This is a genomic window from Microbulbifer epialgicus (genome assembly GCF_041447265.1).
Classification (GTDB): Bacteria; Pseudomonadota; Gammaproteobacteria; order Pseudomonadales; family Cellvibrionaceae; genus Microbulbifer; species Microbulbifer epialgicus.
The window spans coordinates 1-24,209 of record NZ_JBGMEK010000010.1 but is presented as its reverse complement, the minus strand read 5'-3'; the positions used below and the strand labels follow the sequence as shown (position 1 = coordinate 24,209).

Sequence of the window (24,209 nt, the reverse complement as noted above, 5' to 3'; positions counted from 1 at the left end):
ACCGGTTAAAAAGTTTAGTGGTTACTACTATGTAGGAAGTAAAGAAAACACTTCTCTTGTGACATGCTGTAAGTACCCCCTGTATACTCGCAATCGACATCCATACCTCATGCGCTCCCGAGTAAAGTGTATTTTTCCCCTCCTTACTAGCCCGCAAACTAACAAGTTAAAGTGGCATAAAGATATGCCGCTATCGGCTTAGACCGGCGTGAGCCTGCGAAATACCAACAGATTCGGGTATCTGTACGAGTGATTCGTGGGCAACAATGAAATAGATGGGGTTCATCTAATCCAATAAGTAGTTAATAGCAGCCTAAAATAGTGATTGCTGTTCACCAGCTTGAGGTGGAGGCTGAAACAGGCTGCAGTTTAGCGATAATCGACGGTGATTCAAGCCCAGTTTTTTGATGGTGACAATAAAACGTTGGCGTAAAAGCTGGGCGAAAACGCCACTGCCAGTTCGGCGCTGGGAAAAATCACTTTGGTAGTCCTGTCCGCCTCGACTCTGTTGTACCAAGCTCATAACATGTTTAGCTCTTTGCGGGTAGTGCACAGAGAGCCACTCGCGAAACAATGGTGCTACTTCATGGGGCAGGCGCAAAAGTATATAGGCCGCGCGCTCTGCGCCGGCATCACGTCCCGCTTTCAATATACTTTCCAGTTCACAGTCATTAAGGGCGGGAATGATTGGTGCAGCCAATACCGCTGTAGGTACTCCGGCTTTGCAAAGTTGCTCTATTGTGCGAAGACGAGTAGCAGGCTCCGCTGTGCGCGGTTCCAGTTTTCTTTTTAGCGCCTTATCCAGTGTAGTTACACTGACTGCCACTTGGGCCAGGTTGTCCTGAGCCATTTCCGCTAAGATTGGAAGATCTCGCAGAATTAGCTGACTTTTGGTAACAATGGTGACCGGCTGAGCAAACTGTTGCATCACCTGAAGCAGTGCGCGGGTAATCTCTTTCCCCCGTTCCAGAGGCTGGTAGGGATCGGTATTGGCTCCTAGGGCTATTGGACTGCACTGGTAGTTTGGCCTGCGCAATGCTTTTTTCAGTAAGTCTGCTGCGTTGGGTTTAAAAAATATTTTGCTTTCAAAATCCAGACCGGGCGAAAGATCCATATAGGAGTGGGCGGGACGTGCGTAGCAATAGATGCAGCCATGTTCACAGCCCCTATAGGGGTTAATTGATTGAGTGAAGGGGATATCCGGCGACTGATTGGTGGCAATAATAGACTTGGCTTTTTCTTCGATAGCCTCGGTGGGCAAGCGCTCCAGAGGCTCTGGTTCTGTTTGCCAGCCATCATTCTCCAGGATGCTCGAATGGCTGGCAAAACGCCCGGTGATATTACTGGTAGCGCCGCGGCCTTTGTGCAGGCGCAGTGAATTTTCTTTATCTGACATTGCTGTGTGGGGATGCTGTATATATGTACAGCATAGATTATTTTGTCGAACTTGGGAATAGCTTTGTAATTTATTGTTAATGCTGATTACTACTGGGTCAGAAGGAAAGAATACACTGCACTCGATACTCGCTGTGAATACATCCCTGTAAGCTCGTAATCGGCATCCATGCCGCATACGGTCCCGAGCGCAGTGTATTCTTTTCTTCCCTCTTTTTAGTAAATGATGGCATTTCGTGACAGGTCAGTTATGTAGTTGCGATATTTTAGGGGAAGGAATTCGCTAAATATGGAATGGGAGCACCGCTAGCTTCCCACTCCGCCGTATATGCAAAATAATTTGGTGGTACAGTTACGATCTATCTTCAGATGGGTTCAACTATAGCGTCAGGATTATACTTTGAAGGGATCGAGAGGCCCGGTCGTTCATCGTCCCAAATCATATTGGTAATTCTCCAGGATTCTCCATCGTTATAAAGCTGAATACTGTTGATCCCCCTCTTGATAAACTCGGTCTTTTTACTGTCTTTCCAAGCCTCATAAGTACTAAATGCATGTGCAATATTACCGAAGACTTCAATAATATTGTGAATTTCCACTTCATAAAAGGCTTGCCTACCAATTAACTCTTGGAAGTTTTGTGGGTAGTCCTGAATTTCCATTACCAGAGACTGTGGATTGCCATTGTTGTCTACAGAAGTTCGGATAACTTTGGCATAGGTAGTGAATAAACGCCGTTGTCTATCCCAATCTCGTTCATAGTCTTCCGGGCCAGATATTATCTTGTACAATTCTGTAAGAAGTTCTTGTATTTCTTTTTTTGTATTCATTGTCTGGCTCTCTATTCATGATTGCGCCTAAAGGCAACGCAGTAGAGCCTAGAGTGAGGGTGGATAACTTGCTTCACAGTCCATTTTTTAAGAGGCTTAAGCTTCTACAAAAGTTACTGCTGGGTCAGAAGGAAAGAGTACACTGCACTCGTGACGCGCTGTGAATACATCCCTGTAAGTTCGTAATCGGTATCCATACCTTATATGATCCCGACCGCAGTGTATTCTTTCCTTCCCCCTTTTTAGTATGTATTGTTATTAAAACATTGTGTCGAATTCACTGGATCAGATGGCAGCCAGGACAGTATTTTCCATCCTTCCTTGGTGTTTGCCAGTGTATAGGTGTTGCAAATGTAGTCTAAAATGGAGTTTTTCGAAGTGTAGCGCTTTAGTAGTACTGATATGATAGACATGTTCTCGCCAGTGAATTGGGTTTCAAAACTCATCACTTCAGATTTTACATAATCTCTTTCCTTCAGAGCTGTGCGTATATCGGAGAGTATAACCTCTACCTCTGTAGCGCCCTGAGGTGAAAATACTTTAGGGCCAAAAATAAAGTGCGGCGTTTCTATAAAGTAATTGGCTGCTGAGCCTTCAATCGTTTCTGATGAGAAGTTGTCAATAAATTTTGCGATGTGATCTTCAGCCGAGGTTTCAGCATAGGTATTCAAACTGGTACAAAGTAATAAAGCTGCTAATCTGGCTAGAGTGTTCAAACTATTTCCATTAATGAAATTGGTAAAGGTATTGTCACTATAAAATGCACCGTCCGTAAAGGGGTGTCTTAGCAAGAGGGTTCCTTTCGAAGCGTATCTCCTATAATGATATGCTCATAAAGATAATAAATTAAAAGATGTCAGGAAGTAAATATATCTTTGCGTATAGCATTTATTGGTTTTTCGTTGGTGATGTCAATTAGGGCGGAGTCAGCCAATTTGGTATTTTTATCAGGTATGGAACTGGAAGGGCTATGTCATTTATATCTGGTGCTACAGTTGGGTCTGCACTTCTATTAGCAGCAGGTGGTTTTAGTGTTTATCAGTTGTTGGAGATTGATTGCTGAATTTTTCCATGTTTATCGGTCGGCTGCTCGTTTTGTATCATCTATTAGAGTAAAAGATTGCTAGTGAGTAAGGTGAAAGAGACGATATTATTGATAGGTCTCTCCCATGCTTTCCTGACACTTTAAGATTTTTCTGGTAATGGGTTTTGTTTGACAGGCAGGCCATGATGAGGGTATTCAATATTCTCGAGGGGATATTATTGATGCTCTGTACTGTTTACCTGATGTATTTGCAACTTCATAAAGACTGAAAGCGTTTAACTATATTTTTTACTATATATGCGATTCTCCCGAGTAGGTTCCAGCTATTGAGGAAGTTCTTTAATCCACTATGGTTGGCAAATTATCGGTTTATTAGCCTGTAGGTTCTTTATAATTTGAATACGAGAAAGCTGAGGGATTGTAACTTTTAAAAGAATTGGCTCTTATGAATATAGAGTCGTTGACAAGGGAGCATGGGTCGCAAAAAGAATTATTTATTGAGCTAACCAATAGGTCAAATGGGGCCATTTAATTGGTCTCTTTTGTCAGAGCTTGTAAACCCATTGGGCCGGAAATATTACGTAGAAGTTTTGCAGTCTTGCCTCAGCGCCACCCTATGTTGCGGGCGAGGGTGGAGTTTAAAGAGCGGATGACTTGGCACTGTGATGTTCCTTTTGCATCAATTCTATTCAAACTGATTTTTCTTGGTGATCAGTTTGATATTGAGACGGTGTTTCTCAGGGAAAGTATGGATGTATTATTGGTTGAGAAAGTTGCTTAATAAATATCAGTCTATATTACTAGGGGAAACTTGGTGGAGTGGATAGTTATTACGGGTAACCATGTGGCTATTGATGCCCGTTCTACTATGGCTTTGGCTGGGAATCTGGATCAAAACCTGGCTGGAGAAAATGCGGGTATTGAAAGCAATAAGTCGATACCGAAGTCTCTGGAAGACTACCTGAAATTTTCAGAAGCCGATATGGTGCCGATTTACCAGATGGACAACACCGGCCTTTAAATTTCCTTATAGGAAATGCTGCGCCTGCTGATGGTCGTAGGGGTTATTTTTTAATCGCTCAGTGTCTAAAGAAACAGTAATACATCCAAGGGGGCTGGGTAGGGTAAGAAAGATCAAGTTTACTACTATCTATATTGCAATTGCTGTACTGTCAGCATATTGCCTACCAACCTCTAAGCCATGGGCAGAAGTTATGGTACTAATCGATTTGCAAAAGTTTATTTGGCCAACAATAAGATTTGACCGTATTGGATGATTTACAACTGTGTTAATTATGGTTATTTCTCCTGGAGCTTTCTCTAGTGATTTACTAAGTTTTGCCAGAAAAATTCAGGGAAGACTATTTGAAAGTTTGAATCAAAAGCAGTTGTTCCTGGCAGGGTTTCTACAAAGTGAGACATTGGAGAGTATTATCCAAAGAGAAGAGTTTTTTGCGGCAGCATAGCCCACTTTCACCTCTGGTATTTGTGTCTCCAACACCGGTAGTATGGAGTATTTGATGGCATGTCATGATTATCTGGATTGCCCGGGGTTTATGTCGGTGCAAGCACGTGGAGTGCATCCAGTCATGATAGGTTCTACTACAAATAAAACGGAGGGTATATTTTCTTTTGGTTATTGTGAGCCGTTGGCAAGCAGAGTAAGTACGTTAAGGTTTGTCGACCATTATATGGAGATATTGAGGAGCTTGTTGGTTTAGAGTGGTTGGACGATTATTTTTCCTTGCGATTTCTGTAGAAAACCTTTCTTTTTTTCATTTGTGGTATTTGCTTAAAATATTGCAGCTCTCAGTTGTCAGACTGCCATCTAAATCCTTACTACTTTCCTATACTTAGTGAGTAAATTGCCGTGTACTATGACTGATGTTGGTTCGGAGTTCATTTATAAGCTATTTGCTATTGTCTCAGAGAAATTATTGAATATGAATCTGACCTCATAGTCAAGAAAGGGATGTTTTTTATCTGGAGTATTTGAAGGTGTGAGTCAGTGCAAAATTCTTGTAATTTAAACGAAATATATAGAGCAGGATTTACATATTATTGGAATAGATAAGCATCTAGATAGGCATCCCCTCTATGAGAGTACCTTTTGTGGCCGTTTTTGGGCAGTAGGGGAGTAAATGAGTGAATGATGTGATTACCATCGTTGGCCAGGGCCTATATCTGGCTGCGGCGGCGGTTCTGGGGTTAGGTGTTGCCCGTATTCTGAGAATCGATAATACGCTTGGCTGTCTATTAGCTGGTGTGCTGGCGGCCCTGCTTTTACCTGTGATTGATTACGATACCGGATTGCGGGCAACCAGTTTACGAGAACTGGTTTTCTTCGTCATTCTGCCTGTATTGATCTTTGAGTCAGCCTGGCAGTTAGAACCAAAAATATTAAAGCGTTGGATTGCCCCCATCTTCCTGTTCTCCACTTTAGGCCTGGTTATCTGCGCTTTTCTTATCGCTGTAATTACTTACTATGGTATTGGCCATCCTGAAGGATTCCCTTGGATTGCGGCTCTTTTGACTGGTGCAATACTTGCAGCTACAGATCCGGTATCGGTAGTAAACAAGCTACGCCAAGAGAAAACTGGCAGGGATATATTAACTCTCGTTGAAGGGGAAAGTCTTTTTAATGATGCCGCTGCAGTTGTTCTCTATTCTCTGGTACTGGGGCTGGCCACTTATTCCATTGTGGAGGGCTCCGGTATAGGGGCAGAAGCGCCAGCGCTGGGCTTTGGTCCTGTAGCTCTGTATTTTTGCACGATATTTTTTGGTGGCGTGGCTGTAGGATTGGCCTTCGGATTTTTTACAACTCTGGTCATATTATTTCTACACTCTTCTAGCGCTGCGTTGATGGTTCTGGTGATTGCAGCATTTGCTAGCTTTTACTTAGCAGAGAGTGTGTTACATGTATCTGGTATTATCTCCGTAATGACCTGTGCAATTGTGGCTCGTGCTTGCCTAGCTAAACAGAGCAAAAGTTACCTGGCCGACGCCGAAGCTACTTGGGAGTGGTTGGGGTTACTGTTTACGGCGATCATTTTTGTAATTATGGGTCTGGTAATTACCTACGACATGTTTACCCACCAATGGTTGGCCATGATGATTGCAACTGCTGCTGCTTTGGGGGCGCGTGCGCTATCCGTGGTGCTTGTATCCCCATTAACCCGGTTTGTGGGTCCACCTATCCCAAAATCCTGGCGGCTCCTGATGAGTTGGGGAGGTCTACGCGGTGTTATCGCTGTAGCGCTGGTGCTATCTCTACCGGTTGAATTGCCCTACTGGTGGACCATTCAATCCATGGTATTTGGTGTGGTGCTTTTCTCCTTATTGGTACAGGGAACTACTAGCGGACGCCTGATACGGAAGCTCAATTTGTAGTACTAGTCTCTTCCGGACTCGTTGGCTTGTTCAGTGCAGGGCAGTATTGTTTGGGCCTCATTCCCTGTTGTTGAATTATTAATGATGGATCTTAGAGTAACCGTGGGTAGACTTGGGAATACAGGCGGAGTTGCAGACATTAAGTTTTGTGACATGTTTAATACCTTCAATAAAATCACAATATCGCCCCCTGAAATTAAAGACAGTGAGTCGAGAAATGCCCAGGTTGGTATTTATAGTGGCAGGAAAAATACTGGCTGGAGTGGGACAAAAAATCAACGGAAGTATCACGGCCAACCGGGTCAAAATTTGGCTGACCATGGCGATAAATAACCCGGCAAACTAATAACTAAGCGGGTTGGTGGGAAGGGCTGCGGGTTGTCCCGCAGCCTGGGCAGGATTATTTCCAGTTAAGGATAACCTTGCCGGACTCTCCTGAGCCCATGGTATCGAAGCCTTTCTGGAAGTCATCGATATGGAACTGATGGGTAATAATTGGAGTTAAGTCCAGGCCGGATTGGATCAGGCTGGCCATTTTGTACCAGGTTTCGAACATCTCGCGGCCGTAGATACCCTTAATGATCAGGCCTTTGAATATCACCTGGCTCCAGTCGATAGCCATCTCTCCGGCGGGAATTCCCAGCATGGCAACTTTGCCACCGTGGTTCATGGCCGAGAGCATATCGCAGAAGGCGGCGGGTACGCCGGACATTTCCAGGCCCACATCGAAGCCTTCACTCATGCCCAGTTCAGTCGTCACATCGCTGAGGCTTTCCTTGGCAACATTCACTGCACGGGTAGCGCCCATTTTACGGGCCAAGTCCAGGCGATACTCATTGATATCAGTAATTACTACATGGCGTGCGCCAACATGTTTAGCTACCGCAGCAGCCATAATGCCGATGGGGCCGGCTCCGGTAATCAATACATCTTCACCGACCAGATCGAATGACAGAGCGGTGTGTACGGCGTTACCCAATGGATCGAAGATAGAAGCCAAATCGTCGGAAATATTGTCCGGGATTTTGAAGGCATTTAATGCTGGAATAACCAGGTACTCGGCAAAGGCCCCCTGGCGATCTACACCTACACCGTAGGTGTTGCGGCATAGATGGCGGCGACCGGCGCGACAGTTGCGGCAGTGTCCGCAGGTAATATGGCCTTCGCCGGAAACGCGATCACCCATCTGGAAGCCTACGACTTCCTGGCCCATACCAACTACTTCTCCTACATATTCGTGCCCCACTACCATGGGAACCGGGATGGTTTTTTGCGACCACTCATCCCAGTTATAGATATGCATGTCGGTACCACAAATGGCGGTTTTGTGGATTTTGATTAGCAGGTCGTTGTGACCGGGCTCGGGAATTTCCACGTCAGTGAGCCAGATTCCCGCTTCAGAATTCAGTTTCGATAGTGCTTTCATTGTCATTAAAACTACAAATAGGAAGGCGCGGTAGAGCCATACAACAGGCGAGTCCTGCTATGGTGCACCGCCGCGATCAATTGGGCATTAAATAATTTTCAGCTCACGGCCTACTTCGATAAAGGCATCGATACACTGATCGAGTTGTTCACGAGTGTGTGCCGCCGACATCTGAGTGCGGATACGGGCCTGGCCTTTGGGTACTACCGGGTAGAAGAAGCCCACCACATAGATGCCGCGCTCCAGCATCTTGTCGGCCATCTTCTGAGCCAGTGCGGCATCGCCAATCATTACCGGGATAATCGGGTGGTCGGCGCCGGCCAGGGTAAAGCCAGCTTCAGACATGCGCTTGCGGAAATAAGCGGAGTTATCGCGCAGTTTCTCACGCAGCTCACCACCTTCCATCAACATATCCAGCACCTTCAGTGAGGCGGTAACAATTGCTGGGGCCACGGAATTGGAGAACAGGTAGGGGCGCGAACGCTGGCGCAGCATATCGATGATTTCCTTGCGGCCAGAAGTGAAGCCACCGGAAGCGCCGCCCAGGGCCTTGCCTAAGGTGCCGGTAATAATATCGATACGATTGATAACATCGCAGTACTCGTGAGTGCCGCGACCGTGCTCGCCGAGGAAACCTACCGCGTGGGAGTCGTCCACCATCACCAGGGCGTTGTAGCGATCGGCGAGATCGCAGATGGCATTTAAGTCGGCGATTACACCGTCCATGGAGAAGACGCCGTCAGTGGCGATCAGCTTAGTCTTGGCGCCCTCGGCGTCAGCTGCCTGTAGTTGCTTTTCCAGTTCCGCCATATTGTTGTTGGCGTAGCGGTAGCGCTTGGCCTTACACAGACGTACACCATCGATAATCGAGGCGTGGTTTAGGGCATCGGAGATAATCGCATCTTCCGGGCCGAGTAATGTTTCGAACAGGCCGCCATTGGCATCAAAGCAGGAGGTGTAGAGGATGGTGTCTTCAGTGTGCAGAAACTCAGACAGGCGAGATTCCAGGGCCTTGTGGATGTCCTGGGTGCCGCAAATAAAGCGCACAGATGCCATGCCGAAGCCGTATTGATCGAGGCCTTCTTTGGCGGCTTCGATAAGGTCTGGATGATTGGCCAGACCCAAATAGTTGTTGGCGCAGAAATTCAGTACCTGGGTGTCGTTGTTCACCTGGATCTCAGCGGCCTGCTGGGAGGTGATAATACGCTCGCGCTTATAGAGGCCGTCGGCATCAATTTGTTTCAGTTCATCGCGCAGGTGCTCAAAGAATTGTTCTGGCTTTGACATGGTATTGTTTTTAGCTCCTGTCCGGTGCTCGTGGCACTTAGTGATTGGCGCTAAGCAGGTTGGCGCCTGTGTATTCTAGTTTATCCCGCCAGTTCACACGCCTTGTGGGCAGTGATCGGCTGCTCGCTGGCGCGGCAACTGGTGGCGAATTTTAATGCTTCTTCCGCGGTGTCGAATAGCAGCTGCCACAACAATTGCCGATCGGCCCGTCTCACTGCCCTAACCGCCGTACGGTTTCGCTGGTTGGCGATCTGAATTTCTATAACGTCTTTATTGAATTGCGGTGTTGCGGACATGGTCCCTCCAATGAAAAAAACTTTGGAGGGCTGACGTGGAAGCGGCGAATGGGTATTCGCTAATCCGGTTGGATTGCTCTTGTAGAGCCCCATCCTCTCCGCTGGTTTTGTTTTGCCGGCAGAGAGAGAACCACCTTGCCCCGGTCGGCAGGTTGGCGTTGGCGTCAGCCACTCTCGTGATGTGCGGGCAAAGATAGCTGGGAGGGGATTGACAGTCAACTATGTCGCCCCCGTTTGGGGGCGGTGCAGAAGTTTATGCCGGCAGTTGCACGGATTTCAGTTCGATAAACTCGCCGAGCCCGGCATCGCCAAATTCGCGTCCATTGCCGGAGCGCTTGTAACCGCCGAAGGGAGCATCGTAGTTGAACTCGCCCCCGTTGACGAAGCAGAGGCCGGCCTCAATACGGCGCGCCAGTGGCATGGCACTCTCCGCATCCTTGGCCCAAACGCCGCTGGACAGGCCGTATTCGGTATCGTTGGCAATGGAGATAGCTTCGTCCATATCCTTATAGGGTATCAGGCAGGTTACCGGGCCAAAGATCTCCTCGCGCGCGATGCCCATATCGTTGTGAACATCGGCAAATACGGTGGGTTTAACATAGAAGCCTTTCTCCAGGCCCTCCGGTGCCTCGGTACCTCCGGTGACCATACGCGCACCTTCATCGATACCCCGCTGGATATAGCCACGCACGATTTCACGCTGGCGTGCGGAAGAGAGCGGCCCCATAAAGGCGTCTTCTCCGATGCCCACGGCGATTCCTTCGGCCACTTGCTGGGCAATTTCCACTGCTTCATCATAGCGCTCTGCGGGCACCAGCATACGGGTCAGGGCTGTGCAGGTCTGGCCGCTGTTGATAAATACATCTTCGCAGCCCCAGCGTACAGCAGCTTCCAGGTCTGCATCGGGGGTGATAATCAGCGGAGACTTTCCCCCCAGTTCCTGGGTCACACGTTTTACCGTAGGCGCTGCAGCCTTGGCCACTTCGACCCCGGCCCGGGTAGAGCCGGTGAATGACACCATATCGATACCTGGATGGGCTGAAAGCGCCGCACCCACTACCGATCCAGCGCCGGGCACTAAGTTGAAGACGCCGGCGGGTACCCCTGCCTCTTCAATGATTTCCGCCATGATGAAATCCTGCAGAGGAGTAATCTCGGCAGGCTTGGTGATCATGGTGCAACCGGCGGCCAATGCCGGCGCTACCTTGCCGACGAACTGGTGCAGTGGATAGTTCCAAGGAGTAATAAAACCACATACGCCCACTGGCTCGCGGAATAAAATTGAGTGGGCTGCTTTCTCCGTTTTTTCCATCTCGGAAGTGCGCTCTGCGTAATAGCGCATAGCATAGATGGGCCCACCCACGTGCAGCCAGCGGGTGATACGTTCGGGGCACCCGAGGGTTTGGGAAATTGCGAAAGTTAGGTCACCCTTGCGTTTTTCCATTCCATCAGCGATGGCGTTGAGCAGTTCGCGGCGTTTCTGTGCCGTGCTGTGTCGCCAGCTGTGAAAGGCAGTCCTGGCGGCAGCTACGGCGAGATCCACATCTTCGGCAGAGCCCTCGGAAACTTCGCAAATTAACTCTTCGGTGGCCGGGTTGATCACTGGATGTGATCCCGCCCCCAGGGGTTCACGCCACTGGCCATCAATAAACAGCTTGCCGGTTTGCAGTTTGCTGAGATCTGTCATGTCACTCTTCCATTTGTTCTGCGCCTGAGGGCGCGCTGATTTCAATCAGGGTTGGAGTTTTTTGGCTAAAGGCTGCATTTACCGCTTCTGCCAACTGGCCGGGTTGATCGATCCGGCACCCTTTGGCGCCAAAGGCTTTTGCGAGGGCGACAAAGTCTGGAGTGCGCAAGTTTACGCCTTCCTGGGGCACTTCGGCAGCATCCATAAAATCACGGATTTCTCCGTAACCGGCATTGTTCCACACCAGTATCGGCAGTGGCAGTTGTTGTTCCACTGCTACCGCCAGTTCACCCAGGGTAAACATCAGACCGCCGTCGCCAATCAGTGCGACCACATCGCGCTCGCTGGATAGCTTGGCCCCAATAGCCGCCGGCAGGGCGAAACCAAGGGTACCGTAGCCTGTGGTACAGGTAATGTGGCTGCGCGGATGGTAGAGGGGCAGTGCGTGGTTAGTGTTATAGGCCAATTGGGTGGAATCTGTTACCAGGATGCCGTTATCCGGTAGTGACTCGCGCAGGGCTTCCACCCAGGGGAAGCGTTCCTCAGAGCCACTCCACCACTCCTTGCGGCAGTCTTGCAGTATTTTGGCAACCTCTTGTTCAGATTGCTCTTTGGCATCTCCATCGCGTCGAGGCAGAACCGCATTTAATTGCTGCAGACTCTCTGCGGCATCGGCACAGATGGCCAGATCGGGGTTGGCGTTACATACCAGCTGTGCAGCATCTATATCGATACGAATTAACTTGCCGGAAAAGGCGTAATCATCCCGAACCAGGTTGCGGTCCGTCTCGGAAAGTTCGGTACCCACTGCCAGTACGACATCTGCGTTTTCTACCCGCTTGCGTACGCAATCGAAGCTCAGGTTGGCACCGCCGCACAATGGGTGGCGCTCGTCCACTACGCCTTTGGCAGCCAGTGACAGGAAAACTGGAGCGGCAACTTTTTCGGCTATTTGAGTAGCTGCCTCACCTGCAGACTGAGCCCCTCCGCCCAAAAGAATGACGGGGCTCTGCGCGTTTTGCAGCCAATGAGTGGCAGTGGTGATAGCGGTGCTGTTGGCGCCTGGTGGCATAGCTGCCGCAGCGGCGCGATAATCTACTAATTGGCCGGGCATGGGTGCCGGGAACAGGTCGATGGGAATCTCGATATGTACTGGCCCTGGGCGGCTCGACTGCAGTAGCTGGAAAGCCTTTGCCATTACTTCCGGCAATTGCTCGGCCTGAGTCAGGGAGTGTTGCCAGATACAAAAGCCTCGGCTGGCATCACTTTGTCGGGGCAGTTCATGAAGGCGCCCGCGGCCCATGCCCAGATCTTCGCGGCGATTCACTGCGGAGATAACCAGCATGGGGATGGAGTCGGAGTAGGCCTGCGCCATTGCGGTGGCGGCGTTGGTGAGGCCGGGGCCGGTGATCAAAAAACATACGCCGGGTTTGCCGCTGGCACGTGCGTAACCATCCGCCATAAAAGCAGCACCCTGTTCATGGCGCGGAGTGATATGTATCAGGTGGCTGCCTGGCAGGCCGCGATACAGTTCGATTGTGTGTACACCGGGAATGCCGAAGACTTTTTCCACCTGGTATTCGCGCAACAGGTGCATCAGCACCTGGGCACATGTGGGTGCAGAGGACATAACCACCGTTTTCCTTATGCGTGTAAAAATGCAGTGAGCCTAGCGGCCCATAAAATACTGTGCAAGCGCCCGCAGAGTCTGCATCTGCAGTAAAAAAATCGCAGGAAAATTGAGATTCCCCGCCTGTCGCGACAGGAAACTTTGTGCGCCGGTCGTGTTTTCGTTTGCCTCTGAAGAGGTGCCTGGGAAGGGGGGATTGACGAGTTGCTCGCGGAAAAATACCTTTGCCGCAGCTCGCCAGATACACTTTGAGCTAGAACAATTTAGGAGGTAACACCATGGAAATCGATCAATGGCGCCGAGATTACCTGCTCGGCGGTTTGCGCCGCTCTGAGCTGAAGCCCACCCCGGTGGAGCAGTTTCGCCAATGGCTGGAAGAGGCCGTGACAGGGGGGATGAAAGATCCCACTGCAATGTGTCTTGCCACGGCAGATGCTACAGGCCAGCCCTCCCAGCGTATTGTTTTGCTGAAAGGGTTCGATGAGCGCGGCTTTGTGTTCTACACCAACCTGGAGAGCAAAAAGGCCAGGGATATGGCAGATAATCCCCAAGTATCTCTTTTGTTTCCGTGGCATTTACTGGAGCGTCAGATCATTGTTTACGGCCAGGTGGAGCGGGTATCCCGTGAGGACGCGGTAGCTTACTTCCAGTCTCGACCATTGGACAGCCAACTGGCTGCCTGGGCATCCCGCCAAAGCCAGCCCCTGTCTTCCCGCGAAGAACTGCAAAAGCAGTTTGAAGAAGAAAAAGCACGCTTTAATGGTGGTGAGGTTCCCCTGCCGGATTTCTGGGGTGGCTACCGGGTTGTGCCACATTCAGTAGAGTTTTGGCAGGGGGGAGCAAATCGCCTGCACGATCGTTTTGTTTACCATTCTGATGATAGCGGTAGCTGGTCAGTGGGACGCCTTTCTCCCTGATTGATTCTTATCAATTTCTCGGCTGCAGTTCGTTAGTGGGCTGTGGCTTCCCTTTTCTGAATGAGCAGAATTTCTACTGAAAGCCACTCCTTATCACCTTCAATTATTCTGCTAAAAACCTCGCTTTCGTTCGCTTGCACCGGCTGGCCATTAATGTACCTAGCCGCTTAGAATATTGCGCCATAAACACAGCAGAAAGTCGTTTGCAAAAATTGCGGGTTCGATATTTTTGCTTACTAAGCCTTAAAAAATAGGTAGAGGGTACTATGGCCATTATTGGGATTGATCTGGGGACCACTAATAGCGCTTGCGGAATACTGACGGACGATGGGGTGAAGCTGGTTCCCAATCGCCTTGGAGTGACCCTGACTCCATCAGTTGTCGGTCTGGACGAGATAGGTAAATTGGTGGTGGGAAAAACGGCTAAAGAGCGCTTGATCAATCACAGTGATACCACAGTTGCTGCCTTTAAGCGCTTAATGGGCACTGACCATAAAATCAAGCTGGGCCGTCAGCAATTTAGCGCAACTGAACTTTCTTCAGTGGTTTTACGCTCTCTGAAGGAAGATGCCGAGGCTTTCCTGAATAAAGAAATTACCGAGGCTGTGATTAGCGTGCCAGCCTATTTCAATGATAACCAACGCCAAGCAACAAAACAGGCTGGGGAATTAGCCGGCCTGAAGGTAGAACGCCTGATCAATGAGCCCACTGCGGCAGCTATAGCCTACGGTTTGCATGATAAACGTGAAGGTAATTTTCTTATTTTGGATCTGGGCGGCGGCACCTTCGATGTCTCCATCCTGGAATTCTTCGATGGCATTATGGAAGTACATGCCAGTGCCGGGGATAACTACCTTGGCGGTGAGGATTTTGTCGAAGCGATGATCGACAGTGTTTTGGAAGAATTAAAACTGAAAAAATCCTCACTGAAACCACGCGAACTGCAGAACCTGTATATGCAGATGGAAACGGCCAAGCGCCGTATCAGCCAGCAGGCAGGGCAGTTACTTAAATTAAACCTCAGTGGTCGTGAAGTTGAGTGGAAAGTGACTTCCGAATGGTTTGAGAAACTCAGCACTCCGCTGCTGCTGAGAGCCAAGCGCCCGATTGAGCGCGCCATGCGCGATGCCGATTTGCCGTCTGCTAAAATTGACGAAGTAGTATTGGTGGGTGGCTCCACCCGCCTAGCCCTGTTCCGCTCCATGGTGGGGCGTATGTTCGGTCGATTGCCCTCATGCCACCTGGATCCAGATACCGTAGTGGCATTGGGGGCGGCCATCCAGGCAGGTCTCAAAGAAAAGAATTCGGCCCTGGACGATATAGTCCTCACCGATGTCTGCCCCTATACCCTGGGAACGGGGATTGTGAATGAAGATAGCCCCCAGCTCGGCAGCTATTTCCTACCGATTATTGAGCGCAATACCGTTGTGCCCGTAAGTATTGTCCGCAGTGTTTGTACCGCGCGCGATAACCAAACTGAAGTATGTGTGGATATTTACCAGGGTGAGAATCGCTTGGTAAAGAAAAATGTTTGCCTTGGTGAGCTGACTGTTCCGGTGCCCAAGAAACCCAAGGGTGAAGAAGTTGTGGATATTCGGTATAGCTACGATATGAATGGCCTACTGGAGGTGGATGTGACTGTGCTATCCACCGGCAAGACTTTTAATAAGCTGGTGGAATTCACCCCCGGTGCATTGAGCGAGCGGGATAAGGCCGCCGCTCTTGAAAAGCTTGCCCAACTCAAATTCCACCCCCGAGAAGAGGAAGAAAATAGGGCTTTGGTTGCCAGAGGAGAAAGGCTTTATGAGGCCAGCCTGGGGGAGCAGCGTGATTATATATCCAAGTTGCTCGCTAATTTCGATCGTATCCTTGAGCGCCAAAATCCAGTTAAAATTGGTAAGGTACGTGCAGAGTTAAATAAGATTTTTGATCAGCTCGACAGTGAGGATTGGATTTAATGAACCCTTGGGAAATTCTCGAGATTGATCCCTGCAATGATACTCGTACAATCAAACGAGCTTATGCAAAACAGCTGAAACAAACCCGGCCAGATGAAAAGCCCGAAGAATTTCAGCAGCTTCATACTGCCTATAAGTGGGCGCTGAAGCTCGCGGAGGAGATGGAGGAGGATGCTGCCCCACGAGAAATATGCGATTACGAGAATGGTGCTGAAGCTGAGATGCGGGAGGCTACTATTTCTGAGCATCAGCTCAATGAGTTGAATAAAGACTCGAGCTTATCCTTGGAGGAGTCAACTTCTATTCGGGGATCTGCGAATGAAATGGTGGTGCAGTCCGTTGAGGCTACAGATGAGTCGCCCACTGAATCCACAAAGAAAAAGGAGAGTAGCCGCCAGGAGCTGACCACTTCTACTCAGCCCGTCTCGGAGGAAGCGTTAGAAAATCAATGTGAGTCCGAGTATGGTCAGGAGGAGTCTACTGTAGAGGAATTATACCAGGAGGAAAATGATCCTGAGCGTGAGAGAAAAATTGCGGAATACCACAAAGTGCTGGGGCAGGTAGGTGAACTTTTACAGAATCCGCGGGAGATTAATGTCGAGAAAAATTGGCACTTCCTTACCGATACGCCCTATATGCTTGATGAGGAATACAACTGGAATCTAGGGTTGTCTATTTTTGAGGGCTTCGCTCGATTTAATCAACAAGCCATACAAAGTTCTTCCAAAGGGAAAGATCAAGTACTGATACCTCCAAATATCTTGCATTACTGTAATGGTTTATTCGATTGGAGTGGAAATGTCTCTCATTTATATAGCGCTTTGGATGAAGAGCTATGTGAAGTTATTTTCAGTGCCTTGCAAAACGATACTCTTGAAATGGATCCTCTTCAAGGTCTTCGTGGCGGTCGCAAGGTGGTTCGGAAAAAGGTTGTTGAGCCAACAGAAACCTATGATCAATATTATTTCGGCCACTTGCTTGCTCGTGGGATTGCAGTTCTACTGGACTTGTTACTGATCTATGTAGCCGTTGGTTTTATTTCCTCCATAGTTATCATGAAAGTCTACAAAATGCCGGAAAGCGCAGCTACAACTATATCATTGGGGGGCTGCTGTTTGCTTTACTTGGTAATGGCATGGATAGCCGAAAGCTCAAAATTCCAGGCAACCCCTGGTAAATACCTGATGGGCTACAAGGTCACCAACAAAAAATTTGAGCGCATAGGCTATGGCCACGGTCTCTGGCGTGTATTGAGCTTCACCCTCACCTTGCTACTGGGCAAGATCGCCTGGCTGATTAACTGCTTTTTAGGTGGAAACCTGATGCACGACCGCCTCAGCTCAAGCCATGTCATCAATATGCGTAAATCCCGCGAGGAGTATTTGCGTAGATTGCGGGGGGAGGAGTGATGCCAGTAGTCTCAAAAGAAAATGCCGAACACTACTCCTGGGGAGAGGGTTGCGATGGCTGACACCTGGTAAAAACTGATTCTCTAAGTGTGATTCAGGAGAGAGTGCCTCCTGGCTGCTCAGAAGTTCGACATCTGCACCGGCAATCTGAACAGTTTTTCTTTGTATTGCAGGGCACGGCGACTATTAAATGTGGCGGCGAAGAACACTCCCTTTCTCCCGGTCTGGGACTGCATATAGCGGCTGGAATTCCTCATGAGTTGCTCAACAAGGCCTCTATAGACTTGATTTTTACCGTTACTTCAACGCCGCCTAGCCATGGGGATCGGGTGGAGTTGTAGTTTTGTGTCCAGTTGTTAAATAGGTTTTTTGGTTGGGACCGTTGCTGTATCAATGGGCCTTTATCGTACTAGGACTAGTAAAAATATACTGCAGAGTCTGACTGCATGTGGTATACCATTCTTTACGGTTGCTGTGGGTTTGGCTTCCTGGTTGGACCTCTTATCTGCCATTCCTTTCGATTTTCTGTATTTGTTGGCAAGTGTCACCTCATTACCTCTAGTATTATTGTTGGGAGATATATTGACTGCGCGTGCAAGGGAGGAAACTGCATCAATGAGCGCAAAAATTGCATTAGTTATTGCGGCCGTCCCCTGCTTATTAATTATTTAAATTTCCAGAGATCTCGGAGATAAAAAGCTAATTAATAGGGTGTTATTTCTCAAGATTTGCTGTGCAGTTGATGAAGTTATTAGTTTTTCTGATGTGGTTGAATTGTGATGCTCATTAGGTTATAGAAGTGCATTTTTTAACTGTTAGATAATGTTGAATTTTGAGGGTGCTCTTTTTAGTTGGATGGAAAATTCTTCCCTGAGAGTTACTTTACCCCATCTGATTCTCGTCTTACCTCAAAGTCAGTGTTCTACCCAGTTATTTATAATAAAAGAACTTTAAAGTCTGAGCTCTGTGTGGTTGTCTTGAACTTTATTACATGACTTGTTAGTCAGGTGTTGATGCTTCTAACCGCGTTTTTAACTTAAATTGGGTGGGCGTATGTTAAATCTAGAACGGTTTAAATTTTTTCTAGCAGGCTTTGCTCTTGTTTATTTTGCGGGCAACGCCTTTGCGGAACAGGTTAAGTATAAGGGCTGGATGGGTAGTAATGGTGCAGAACTGTACTTAGAGGTTTCTGGCCATGATGCTTCTAAACCTTTAATTCTTTTTCTACATGGCGGTCCGGGCGATGTGGAGTTGGGGCTGGTTCCCTTTCAGGTAACTATTGGTCGGGCACTCGAAGAAAAGTATTTAGTTGCATATCTTCATCAAAGAGGAGCCGGTAAGTCCCTTGAGGTGAGTGATGACACATTAACGATAAAGAATAATGTTCAAGATGTGCACAATGCAGTCGCTTTTCTAAAAAAGCACTATAAGAAAGACAAGGTTACTTTAATTGGCCACTCGTGGGGTGGGGGGCTTGCAGCTCTTTATGCTAGCGAACATCCTGAAGGATTGGAAAAGTTGGTATTTATCTCCTCCTTCCAGGATGCGGAGGTGCAGGCAAAAACCAGTTTAGAAGCAACACTGCAATGGGCGGAGAAGGAAGGCAATCATTTAGCTAAACAAGAGCTGAAGAAATATCAAGAGTCTCCCGCTGAGCACTTCCAGCTTCTTTTAAATTGGGCGAGTAGGGCAAATGGTGGTATCGCAAACGGGGCTGATATTCGTGGCTTTCTAGCAGCCGAAAATATTGATGAAAAATTCCCTGGGTGGCAGAGTCGGCGGGGAAGACTCGCGGACAAAATGAATAATGAGCTTCAAATCATGAGTGTAAATGGGGGTATCGATAACCTACAGATACCTGCTCTATTTGTAGTTGGCCAGAATGATACAATTACCACACCCTTACAGGTAAAGGCAGATTATAAAAGGTACAAAGGGAGTAAGTGCTTCTCGGTATTAAAAGATAGCCATCACCTTCCTTTTATGGATGCTTCAGAAAGGTTGGAGAAGACAGTGTTACTCTTCTTAGAGAAAAGTAAATGTGATAGCTCTGTATAGCGAGTAGTCAGCTACTGTAGCGGTTTTTTGATATTGCATGTCGAAGTTTTTGGTTAAAATGCCATGCAAGCATCCGTGGAGCCTGCATCTGCAGAAAAATCGTGGGAAAATTGGGATTCCCGACCTGCCACGACAGGGAACTTTGTACTGCAGTCGTGTTTTCGTTTGCTCCTGAAGGGGCATTCAGACGAGTTGCGAACGAAAAAATATCTTTGCCGCATCTCACTGTCCACACTGTAGTGGCCAAAAATACTCCTAATTACCACTCTTGCTAAGCAATGAATCTGTATATAAATACAGTTATCTGTTTGATCTGCAAGGAAATCCATCATGGCTCGCAACAAGGTGCAGTTTCAGAAGGGTATTAGTTTTACCCAATTCCTTAAAGAATACGGAAGTGAAGAGCAGTGCTTCAACGCGCTCTGCCAATGGCGTTGGCCAAATGGCTTCTGTTGCCCCCGCTACGGACACGACAAGCATTGCGATTTGTCTTATCGCAAGCTCAAACAGTGCAATCGGTGGCGACGTCAAACGTCGGTCACCTCTCGTACAATCTTCTACTCCATAAAGCTAAGCCTTACTACTTGGTTTCTCGGGATTTTTCTCATCACTCAGGATAAGAAAGGCATTTCTTGTATGGAGTTGTCACGTCATTTGGGTATCTCTTACAACGCAGCTTGGCGTATGAAGCAGAAACTCATGCAAGTGATGATGGAACGAGACCACCAATACAAATTGTCTGGTTTCGTTGAATTGGATGAAGCCTATCTTGGTGGAGAACGTACTGGATGCAAGCCTGGCCGCGGAGTCAAGGGTAAAACCCCCTTTGTGGCTGCCGTCGAAACCACCAGGGAAGGACGCCCCATCCGTATCAAGCTCTCTGTTGTCAAAGGCTTCAAGAACAGCGAAATCTCTACGTGGAGCAAGAAGCATCTCTGCAGCGGTAGCACAGTAATTTCCGATGGTCTTGCGTGCTTCAATGCCGTGAAAGACGCTGGCTGTGCGCATGACAAGATTGTTTGTGGTGGCGGCCGGGCTTCTGTTTATGAACCTGAATTTTATTGGGTGGATACTGTGCTTGGTAATTTAAAGAGTGCTCTGCGTAGCGCCTACCATGCGATTAGGGTGAAATATGTGCAGCGTTATTTGGCTGAATTGCAATATCGGTTTAATCGAAGATTTGATTTGTCAGCGCTCATTCTCCGACTTATTTTTGTCTCACCCTGCACACCACCAATGCCGGAAAGGTTGCTGAAAGTTGGCTTAGCATAGGTGGTAATTAGGAAAATATTTGACCACTACATCTGGTAAGTTAGCTTAATTATCAACGTCCGCCACGAAGTAGAAGTGATACATAAAGTGGCTCTTAGAAGAGGTTGTGTGAGGTTGAGCAAGCGGCTCATGGATGGCCGTGAGTCAGTCAAGGCTCGCATAGAGAAAATGGGCGAGGCACGACGAGTGTATGCCAAAAATGCCGTGGAGGTGCTGATGAAAGCCGACACAGGTTCTACGTATTTATAATTGCCAATGCCGGCACGGATACATTGGTGAGCCCTGAGTATCATGGCAGTGCTATGGTCATAGCTTTTTTATTCAGTATCTAACATCTCTCGGATTGGCTGGCAGTGAGCTCGAATACATCAGACTCTGGCTGGGGGGTTGCAGAAGCATATTGGTTTTTACCAAGTAAAAAGCCTTAAATACTCAATATTAAATCTCTTGGTGCTTAATTTTTATGGCATTTTCAGGCTTGGTTGGGGGCAAGCGTGCTCTCGACTGGACTTAGAATAATGACAATTGCGAGCATATAGAGATGTATTCACGGCGTCCTGGGAGAGCAGTTTATTCTTTGCTCTCTACCCAGTAGTAAATAAGTTATTATCCTATTTTTTGGGATTGTAAATTTATTGTGCTTTGAGTTGGCTTTTGGTGGATTCATAATCCTGAGTTTTATACGCTTTTGCTACTCATAAGTTTGGCTGGATCGAGGCGATAGAATCGGCTTAATTCTCCGTAGAGTTCGGGGTGTAAGGTGCGCATAGTGACAGGGATTGTGTAAAAGCTCTCGGTTGCTACCGCAAAAAACTCGGCTGGTGAATGGGCGCCGTATAAATCTAGCACAGAGGGATTGTCTCCAGGGAGTTGGCCGTACTCGGCTCTTTGTCGCAAGCGATAAAATTCATGGCTCATCACCTCGGCCCAGTTCGCACCTTCCTCTGCCTTTTCAAATAGAGGGCGGCCATCAAAGTAACCATCCTCTTCATCTACCTTGTGAGCAAACTCATGTAGGGCAACATTGTGTCCACGCTGGGGGAATTGCAAATCTTCCTCCAGGTCGCCCCAGGAAAGTACAACCGGCCCTCGGTAGTGAGCCTCTCCCTCCCGCGCACTGTGTTTAGCAGTTTCTACAAACCCCTCCCTGCGGGTTTCGTTGGCTACATAGGTATCCGGGTAGAGCAGCAGGCTGTAAAGATTGGGGTAGCACTCATTTTTACGGCCTAACACCAGTAAGCAGGCATAGGCAGCGATAACAACCCTCATGCGCTCGCTTACCTGTAGGCCATCACAGCCGACAAATTCCTTGTCATGCAGGAAAAGGGCTATATTACTGCGCAGTTCTTGCTGTTGATTGGTATTTAGGTATTGATATAGAGGGAGTGTTTCTTGCAACAGCTGCAACTGCTCCTGAGTTAATGGCCGTGAGCGGCGGTACTTGATACGCCAGCGGCGATAGAAGAGAGGTACAAGCCAAACTGCTAGGGCGAGCAGAATAATACCGATAAAAGTGCTCATAGGCATATTACCGGCTGTTTTGCTGAGATGTTCTCGCCTATTTCAGAGGCTTCACAAGGCGTGGCTTGGTGGTACTTCATTTGCCATTGGTCCTTGTTTAACCCCCATATTGAGGAACGCTTACAGAAGTTGGAATAGTTTCCCTGTTGGTTGCAGTGAGCGGCGCGATAAATTAGTAGCCGTACAGATTCAGAAAGTACTATACATTGGTAAACTTGGCTGTGAATTTTCCATCTGCTGTTATCTTCAGACGGCATCATTGTGATTATCGATTTAAAATCGAAACTGCGGCCGGATTTTCCCACTTCATGAAAATCCGAACTTAGTAGTTTCTCTACTATTGCCCGATTTCTGCGAATTTCTGTACAGTGTAAGGCAGTTTCGTATTCAATTAATAGCTCCATATTGGATATCATCCTTGGGTTACCTTCCAGATTTTAACCTTATGAATTTTCCTACAGAAATGAGGTATACCAATTCGTGCATTTTGCAAGTTTGACCTAGTAGTCCCACTGTGGATAGGGGGTTTGGTCAAACAGGCTGATGGTTTCCGCTCACTTATCGGTTTCTGTTTCAATGACTTGAGGATTGGGGAGTTGAATGACACTTTCAAGCCCTTGAGTAAATAGAATCTGCTGATGACGTAGGATCGTCGGGGTGTGAGATTTCCCATTAGTTGATTGTCACGACTTGAAAAATGACTATATGACGCCAACACTTAGGGCGTGTGGGTGATTTTTCTGTCGCTTTGGAGATGGTTATGCGCATGCGTTCCCTTATTGCTGTTCTTGCATTATTGCTCAGCACTTTTGTCCAGGCAGTCGCCCAGTCGGGTGGTACGCCATTGAAAGTGGCGATTGCCGGGGATGCCCCTCCCTATGTGATCAACAATGCTACTAGTGGCCTAGAAGTGGATATTGTGCGGGAGGCGCTTCCTGGATATTCTCTGGAATTTGTACAAATGGGCTTTGCGGAAACTGCCCCGGCTCTTGAGCAGGGCAAGGTGCAAGCTGCGGTCAATGTGATGAAGAAAAACGATGGCCTTTTTTACTCCGATAAAATGATCAGTTTTGCCAATTACGCTATTACCAAAGCCAGCGATAAAATGAAAGTTGGCAGTATCGCGGACCTTGCCGGCAAGAAGGTGATTACCTGGCAGGGCGCTCCGATGGATTTGGGACCTGAGTTTGAAAAAATGTACGGTCCAAATGGCACCCAGCGTCAGAATATTGTTCAGGCACCGACAGCCCCCGACCTGGTTGCGCAGTTCTGGAAAATGAAGGATGTCGTAGCCGTTGTGGATATGGAGCTGTTTAAGTACTTCAGTAATAGAATGGGACATAAAATGGATCAAGTTGATCTATTTCAGATTTTCCCCTTAATGACCGACTTTCGTGTGGGCTTCCGAGAGCAGAAAGTGCGAGATGATTTTAATCGCGGTTTGGCCGAACTGTGCCGTACTGGTCGCTATAAGGAATTATTGAAAAAATACAATGTGGTACAGAAGCAAGATATTTGTAATTAGATTTATTCTTTAATAGGCAGGCGATAGAGAAGAGTGAAAAGATCTGGATTCTCTCTGGCCCTCTCCGCTAACGTGACTAAAAAGGGGGAGGGACGGAGTACACTGCGCTCGGACCGTATGAGACATGGATGCCGATTACGAGCTTACAGGGATGTGTTCACAGCGCATCTCGAGTGCAGTGTATTCTGTTCTACTGATCCAGTAGTAAGTCTGTCTCATTAACTATTCTCGGATTAATCTTAGGTTTTAAATACTAGGTATCTGTCGGTCACGATCATTCTCGGCAATATTTAGTCGGCCCTGAAAAAAACCAAACACTTGCCTCCAGCACGGTGTAATGAGGGTTTACGGGGCGATTCGGACTAAATCCACCTTCCAAAACGTAAGTAAAATATCCGCATTATTAGCCGGAACGGATTTGAGATCATAAAAATAGGTGAAAACGATTTTTTAGGGCACAAAAAAACGCCTCCAGCGCCCTGATCATCCATTTTCTCAAATTCCAGGCACACGCAGCCATGAGGAGATTTATCGCATCACCCACTGTGCCTTTGAGGAAGTTT

General features: G+C 47.9%; 21 protein-coding genes and 1 riboswitch. Of the genes, 11 read left to right on the top strand and 10 right to left on the bottom strand.

Annotated features, from left to right (window positions below; all coding sequences use genetic code 11):
- Positions 1-313 precede the first annotated feature (313 nt).
- The 3 genes from ACCI49_RS06685 to ACCI49_RS06675 all read right to left on the bottom strand — a co-directional run bounded on the left by ACCI49_RS06685 (position 314) and on the right by ACCI49_RS06675 (position 2,941).
- The gene (locus ACCI49_RS06685; RefSeq protein ID WP_371838175.1) at positions 314-1,396 is read right to left on the bottom strand and encodes a PA0069 family radical SAM protein; all 1,083 of its coding nucleotides are present in this window, start codon (positions 1,394-1,396) and stop codon (positions 314-316) included.
- Positions 1,397-1,760: 364 nt separating this feature from the next.
- Entirely contained in the window at positions 1,761-2,225 is a 465-nt protein-coding gene (locus ACCI49_RS06680; RefSeq protein ID WP_371838174.1) for a hypothetical protein, read from the bottom strand.
- A 242-nt stretch (positions 2,226-2,467) separates the two neighbouring features.
- Positions 2,468-2,941 carry a DUF6841 family protein gene (locus ACCI49_RS06675; RefSeq protein WP_371838173.1) on the bottom strand — a complete coding sequence of 158 codons (474 nt, stop codon included), beginning with the start codon at positions 2,939-2,941 and terminating at the stop codon, positions 2,468-2,470.
- Positions 2,942-4,084: 1,143 nt separating this feature from the next.
- Here ACCI49_RS06675 and ACCI49_RS06670 point away from each other — a divergent pair.
- The 4 genes from ACCI49_RS06670 (at position 4,085) to ACCI49_RS06655 (ending at position 6,993) form a co-directional block, all read left to right on the top strand.
- Positions 4,085-4,291, top strand: coding sequence for a hypothetical protein (locus ACCI49_RS06670; RefSeq protein WP_371838172.1), 207 nt, complete (start codon positions 4,085-4,087; stop codon positions 4,289-4,291).
- Between the two features lie 265 nt (positions 4,292-4,556).
- Complete coding sequence (locus tag ACCI49_RS06665) at positions 4,557-4,736, top strand: hypothetical protein (RefSeq protein WP_371838171.1); 180 nt, start codon at positions 4,557-4,559, stop codon at positions 4,734-4,736.
- Between the two features lie 679 nt (positions 4,737-5,415).
- Positions 5,416-6,660: a cation:proton antiporter gene (locus ACCI49_RS06660; protein ID WP_371838170.1), complete on the top strand. Its 1,245-nt coding sequence runs from the start codon at positions 5,416-5,418 to the stop codon at positions 6,658-6,660.
- 33 nt (positions 6,661-6,693) lie between these two features.
- A complete protein-coding gene (locus ACCI49_RS06655) occupies positions 6,694-6,993 on the top strand; it encodes a hypothetical protein (protein WP_371838169.1) in 300 nt (99 codons plus the stop codon).
- A 67-nt stretch (positions 6,994-7,060) separates the two neighbouring features.
- Here ACCI49_RS06655 and tdh read toward each other — a convergent pair whose 3' ends face one another.
- From tdh to ACCI49_RS06630, 5 genes are all read right to left on the bottom strand, one after another.
- Positions 7,061-8,086 carry an L-threonine 3-dehydrogenase gene (gene tdh / locus ACCI49_RS06650; RefSeq protein ID WP_371838257.1) on the bottom strand — a complete coding sequence of 342 codons (1,026 nt, stop codon included), beginning with the start codon at positions 8,084-8,086 and terminating at the stop codon, positions 7,061-7,063.
- A gap of 87 nt (positions 8,087-8,173) precedes the next feature.
- Positions 8,174-9,373: a glycine C-acetyltransferase gene (locus ACCI49_RS06645; protein ID WP_371838168.1), complete on the bottom strand. Its 1,200-nt coding sequence runs from the start codon at positions 9,371-9,373 to the stop codon at positions 8,174-8,176.
- Between the two features lie 80 nt (positions 9,374-9,453).
- Complete coding sequence (locus ACCI49_RS06640; RefSeq protein WP_371838167.1) at positions 9,454-9,669, bottom strand: hypothetical protein; 216 nt, start codon at positions 9,667-9,669, stop codon at positions 9,454-9,456.
- A 59-nt stretch (positions 9,670-9,728) separates the two neighbouring features.
- Positions 9,729-9,857: riboswitch (SAM-I-IV-variant riboswitch) on the bottom strand.
- 65 nt (positions 9,858-9,922) lie between these two features.
- Entirely contained in the window at positions 9,923-11,356 is a 1,434-nt protein-coding gene (locus tag ACCI49_RS06635) for an aldehyde dehydrogenase family protein (protein WP_371838166.1), read from the bottom strand.
- Between the two features lies 1 nt (position 11,357).
- The gene (locus ACCI49_RS06630) at positions 11,358-12,986 is read right to left on the bottom strand and encodes a 5-guanidino-2-oxopentanoate decarboxylase (RefSeq protein WP_371838165.1); all 1,629 of its coding nucleotides are present in this window, start codon (positions 12,984-12,986) and stop codon (positions 11,358-11,360) included.
- Positions 12,987-13,264: 278 nt separating this feature from the next.
- Between ACCI49_RS06630 and pdxH the strand changes: the two genes are divergently transcribed.
- From pdxH to ACCI49_RS06600, 6 genes are all read left to right on the top strand, one after another.
- The gene (pdxH, locus tag ACCI49_RS06625; RefSeq protein ID WP_371838164.1) at positions 13,265-13,903 is read left to right on the top strand and encodes a pyridoxamine 5'-phosphate oxidase; all 639 of its coding nucleotides are present in this window, start codon (positions 13,265-13,267) and stop codon (positions 13,901-13,903) included.
- 266 nt (positions 13,904-14,169) lie between these two features.
- Positions 14,170-15,861, top strand: a complete 1,692-nt coding sequence (locus ACCI49_RS06620; RefSeq protein ID WP_371838163.1) for an Hsp70 family protein — start codon at positions 14,170-14,172, stop codon at positions 15,859-15,861.
- A complete protein-coding gene (locus tag ACCI49_RS06615; RefSeq protein ID WP_371838162.1) occupies positions 15,861-17,270 on the top strand; it encodes an RDD family protein in 1,410 nt (469 codons plus the stop codon). The genes ACCI49_RS06620 and ACCI49_RS06615 overlap by 1 nt, the downstream gene beginning before the upstream one ends.
- 89 nt (positions 17,271-17,359) lie before the next feature.
- A complete protein-coding gene (locus ACCI49_RS06610) occupies positions 17,360-17,611 on the top strand; it encodes a cupin domain-containing protein (RefSeq protein ID WP_371838161.1) in 252 nt (83 codons plus the stop codon).
- A 712-nt stretch (positions 17,612-18,323) separates the two neighbouring features.
- A complete protein-coding gene (locus ACCI49_RS06605; protein ID WP_371838160.1) occupies positions 18,324-19,328 on the top strand; it encodes an alpha/beta fold hydrolase in 1,005 nt (334 codons plus the stop codon).
- 330 nt (positions 19,329-19,658) lie between these two features.
- Complete coding sequence (locus tag ACCI49_RS06600; protein WP_371838159.1) at positions 19,659-20,600, top strand: IS1595 family transposase; 942 nt, start codon at positions 19,659-19,661, stop codon at positions 20,598-20,600.
- A 678-nt stretch (positions 20,601-21,278) separates the two neighbouring features.
- Here ACCI49_RS06600 and ACCI49_RS06595 read toward each other — a convergent pair.
- Together ACCI49_RS06595 and ACCI49_RS06590 are read right to left on the bottom strand one after the other, a co-directional pair.
- Complete coding sequence (locus ACCI49_RS06595) at positions 21,279-22,121, bottom strand: M90 family metallopeptidase (protein ID WP_371838158.1); 843 nt, start codon at positions 22,119-22,121, stop codon at positions 21,279-21,281.
- Positions 22,118-22,525 (bottom strand): nuclear transport factor 2 family protein, encoded by a 408-nt coding sequence (locus ACCI49_RS06590; protein WP_371838157.1) that lies wholly within the window; start codon positions 22,523-22,525, stop codon positions 22,118-22,120. Before ACCI49_RS06590 ends, ACCI49_RS06595 begins: the two co-directional genes overlap by 4 nt.
- A gap of 356 nt (positions 22,526-22,881) precedes the next feature.
- Here ACCI49_RS06590 and ACCI49_RS06585 point away from each other — a divergent pair, with 356 nt between their 5' ends.
- The gene (locus ACCI49_RS06585; protein ID WP_371838156.1) at positions 22,882-23,646 is read left to right on the top strand and encodes a substrate-binding periplasmic protein; all 765 of its coding nucleotides are present in this window, start codon (positions 22,882-22,884) and stop codon (positions 23,644-23,646) included.
- The last annotated feature ends 563 nt before the right edge of the window (positions 23,647-24,209 follow it).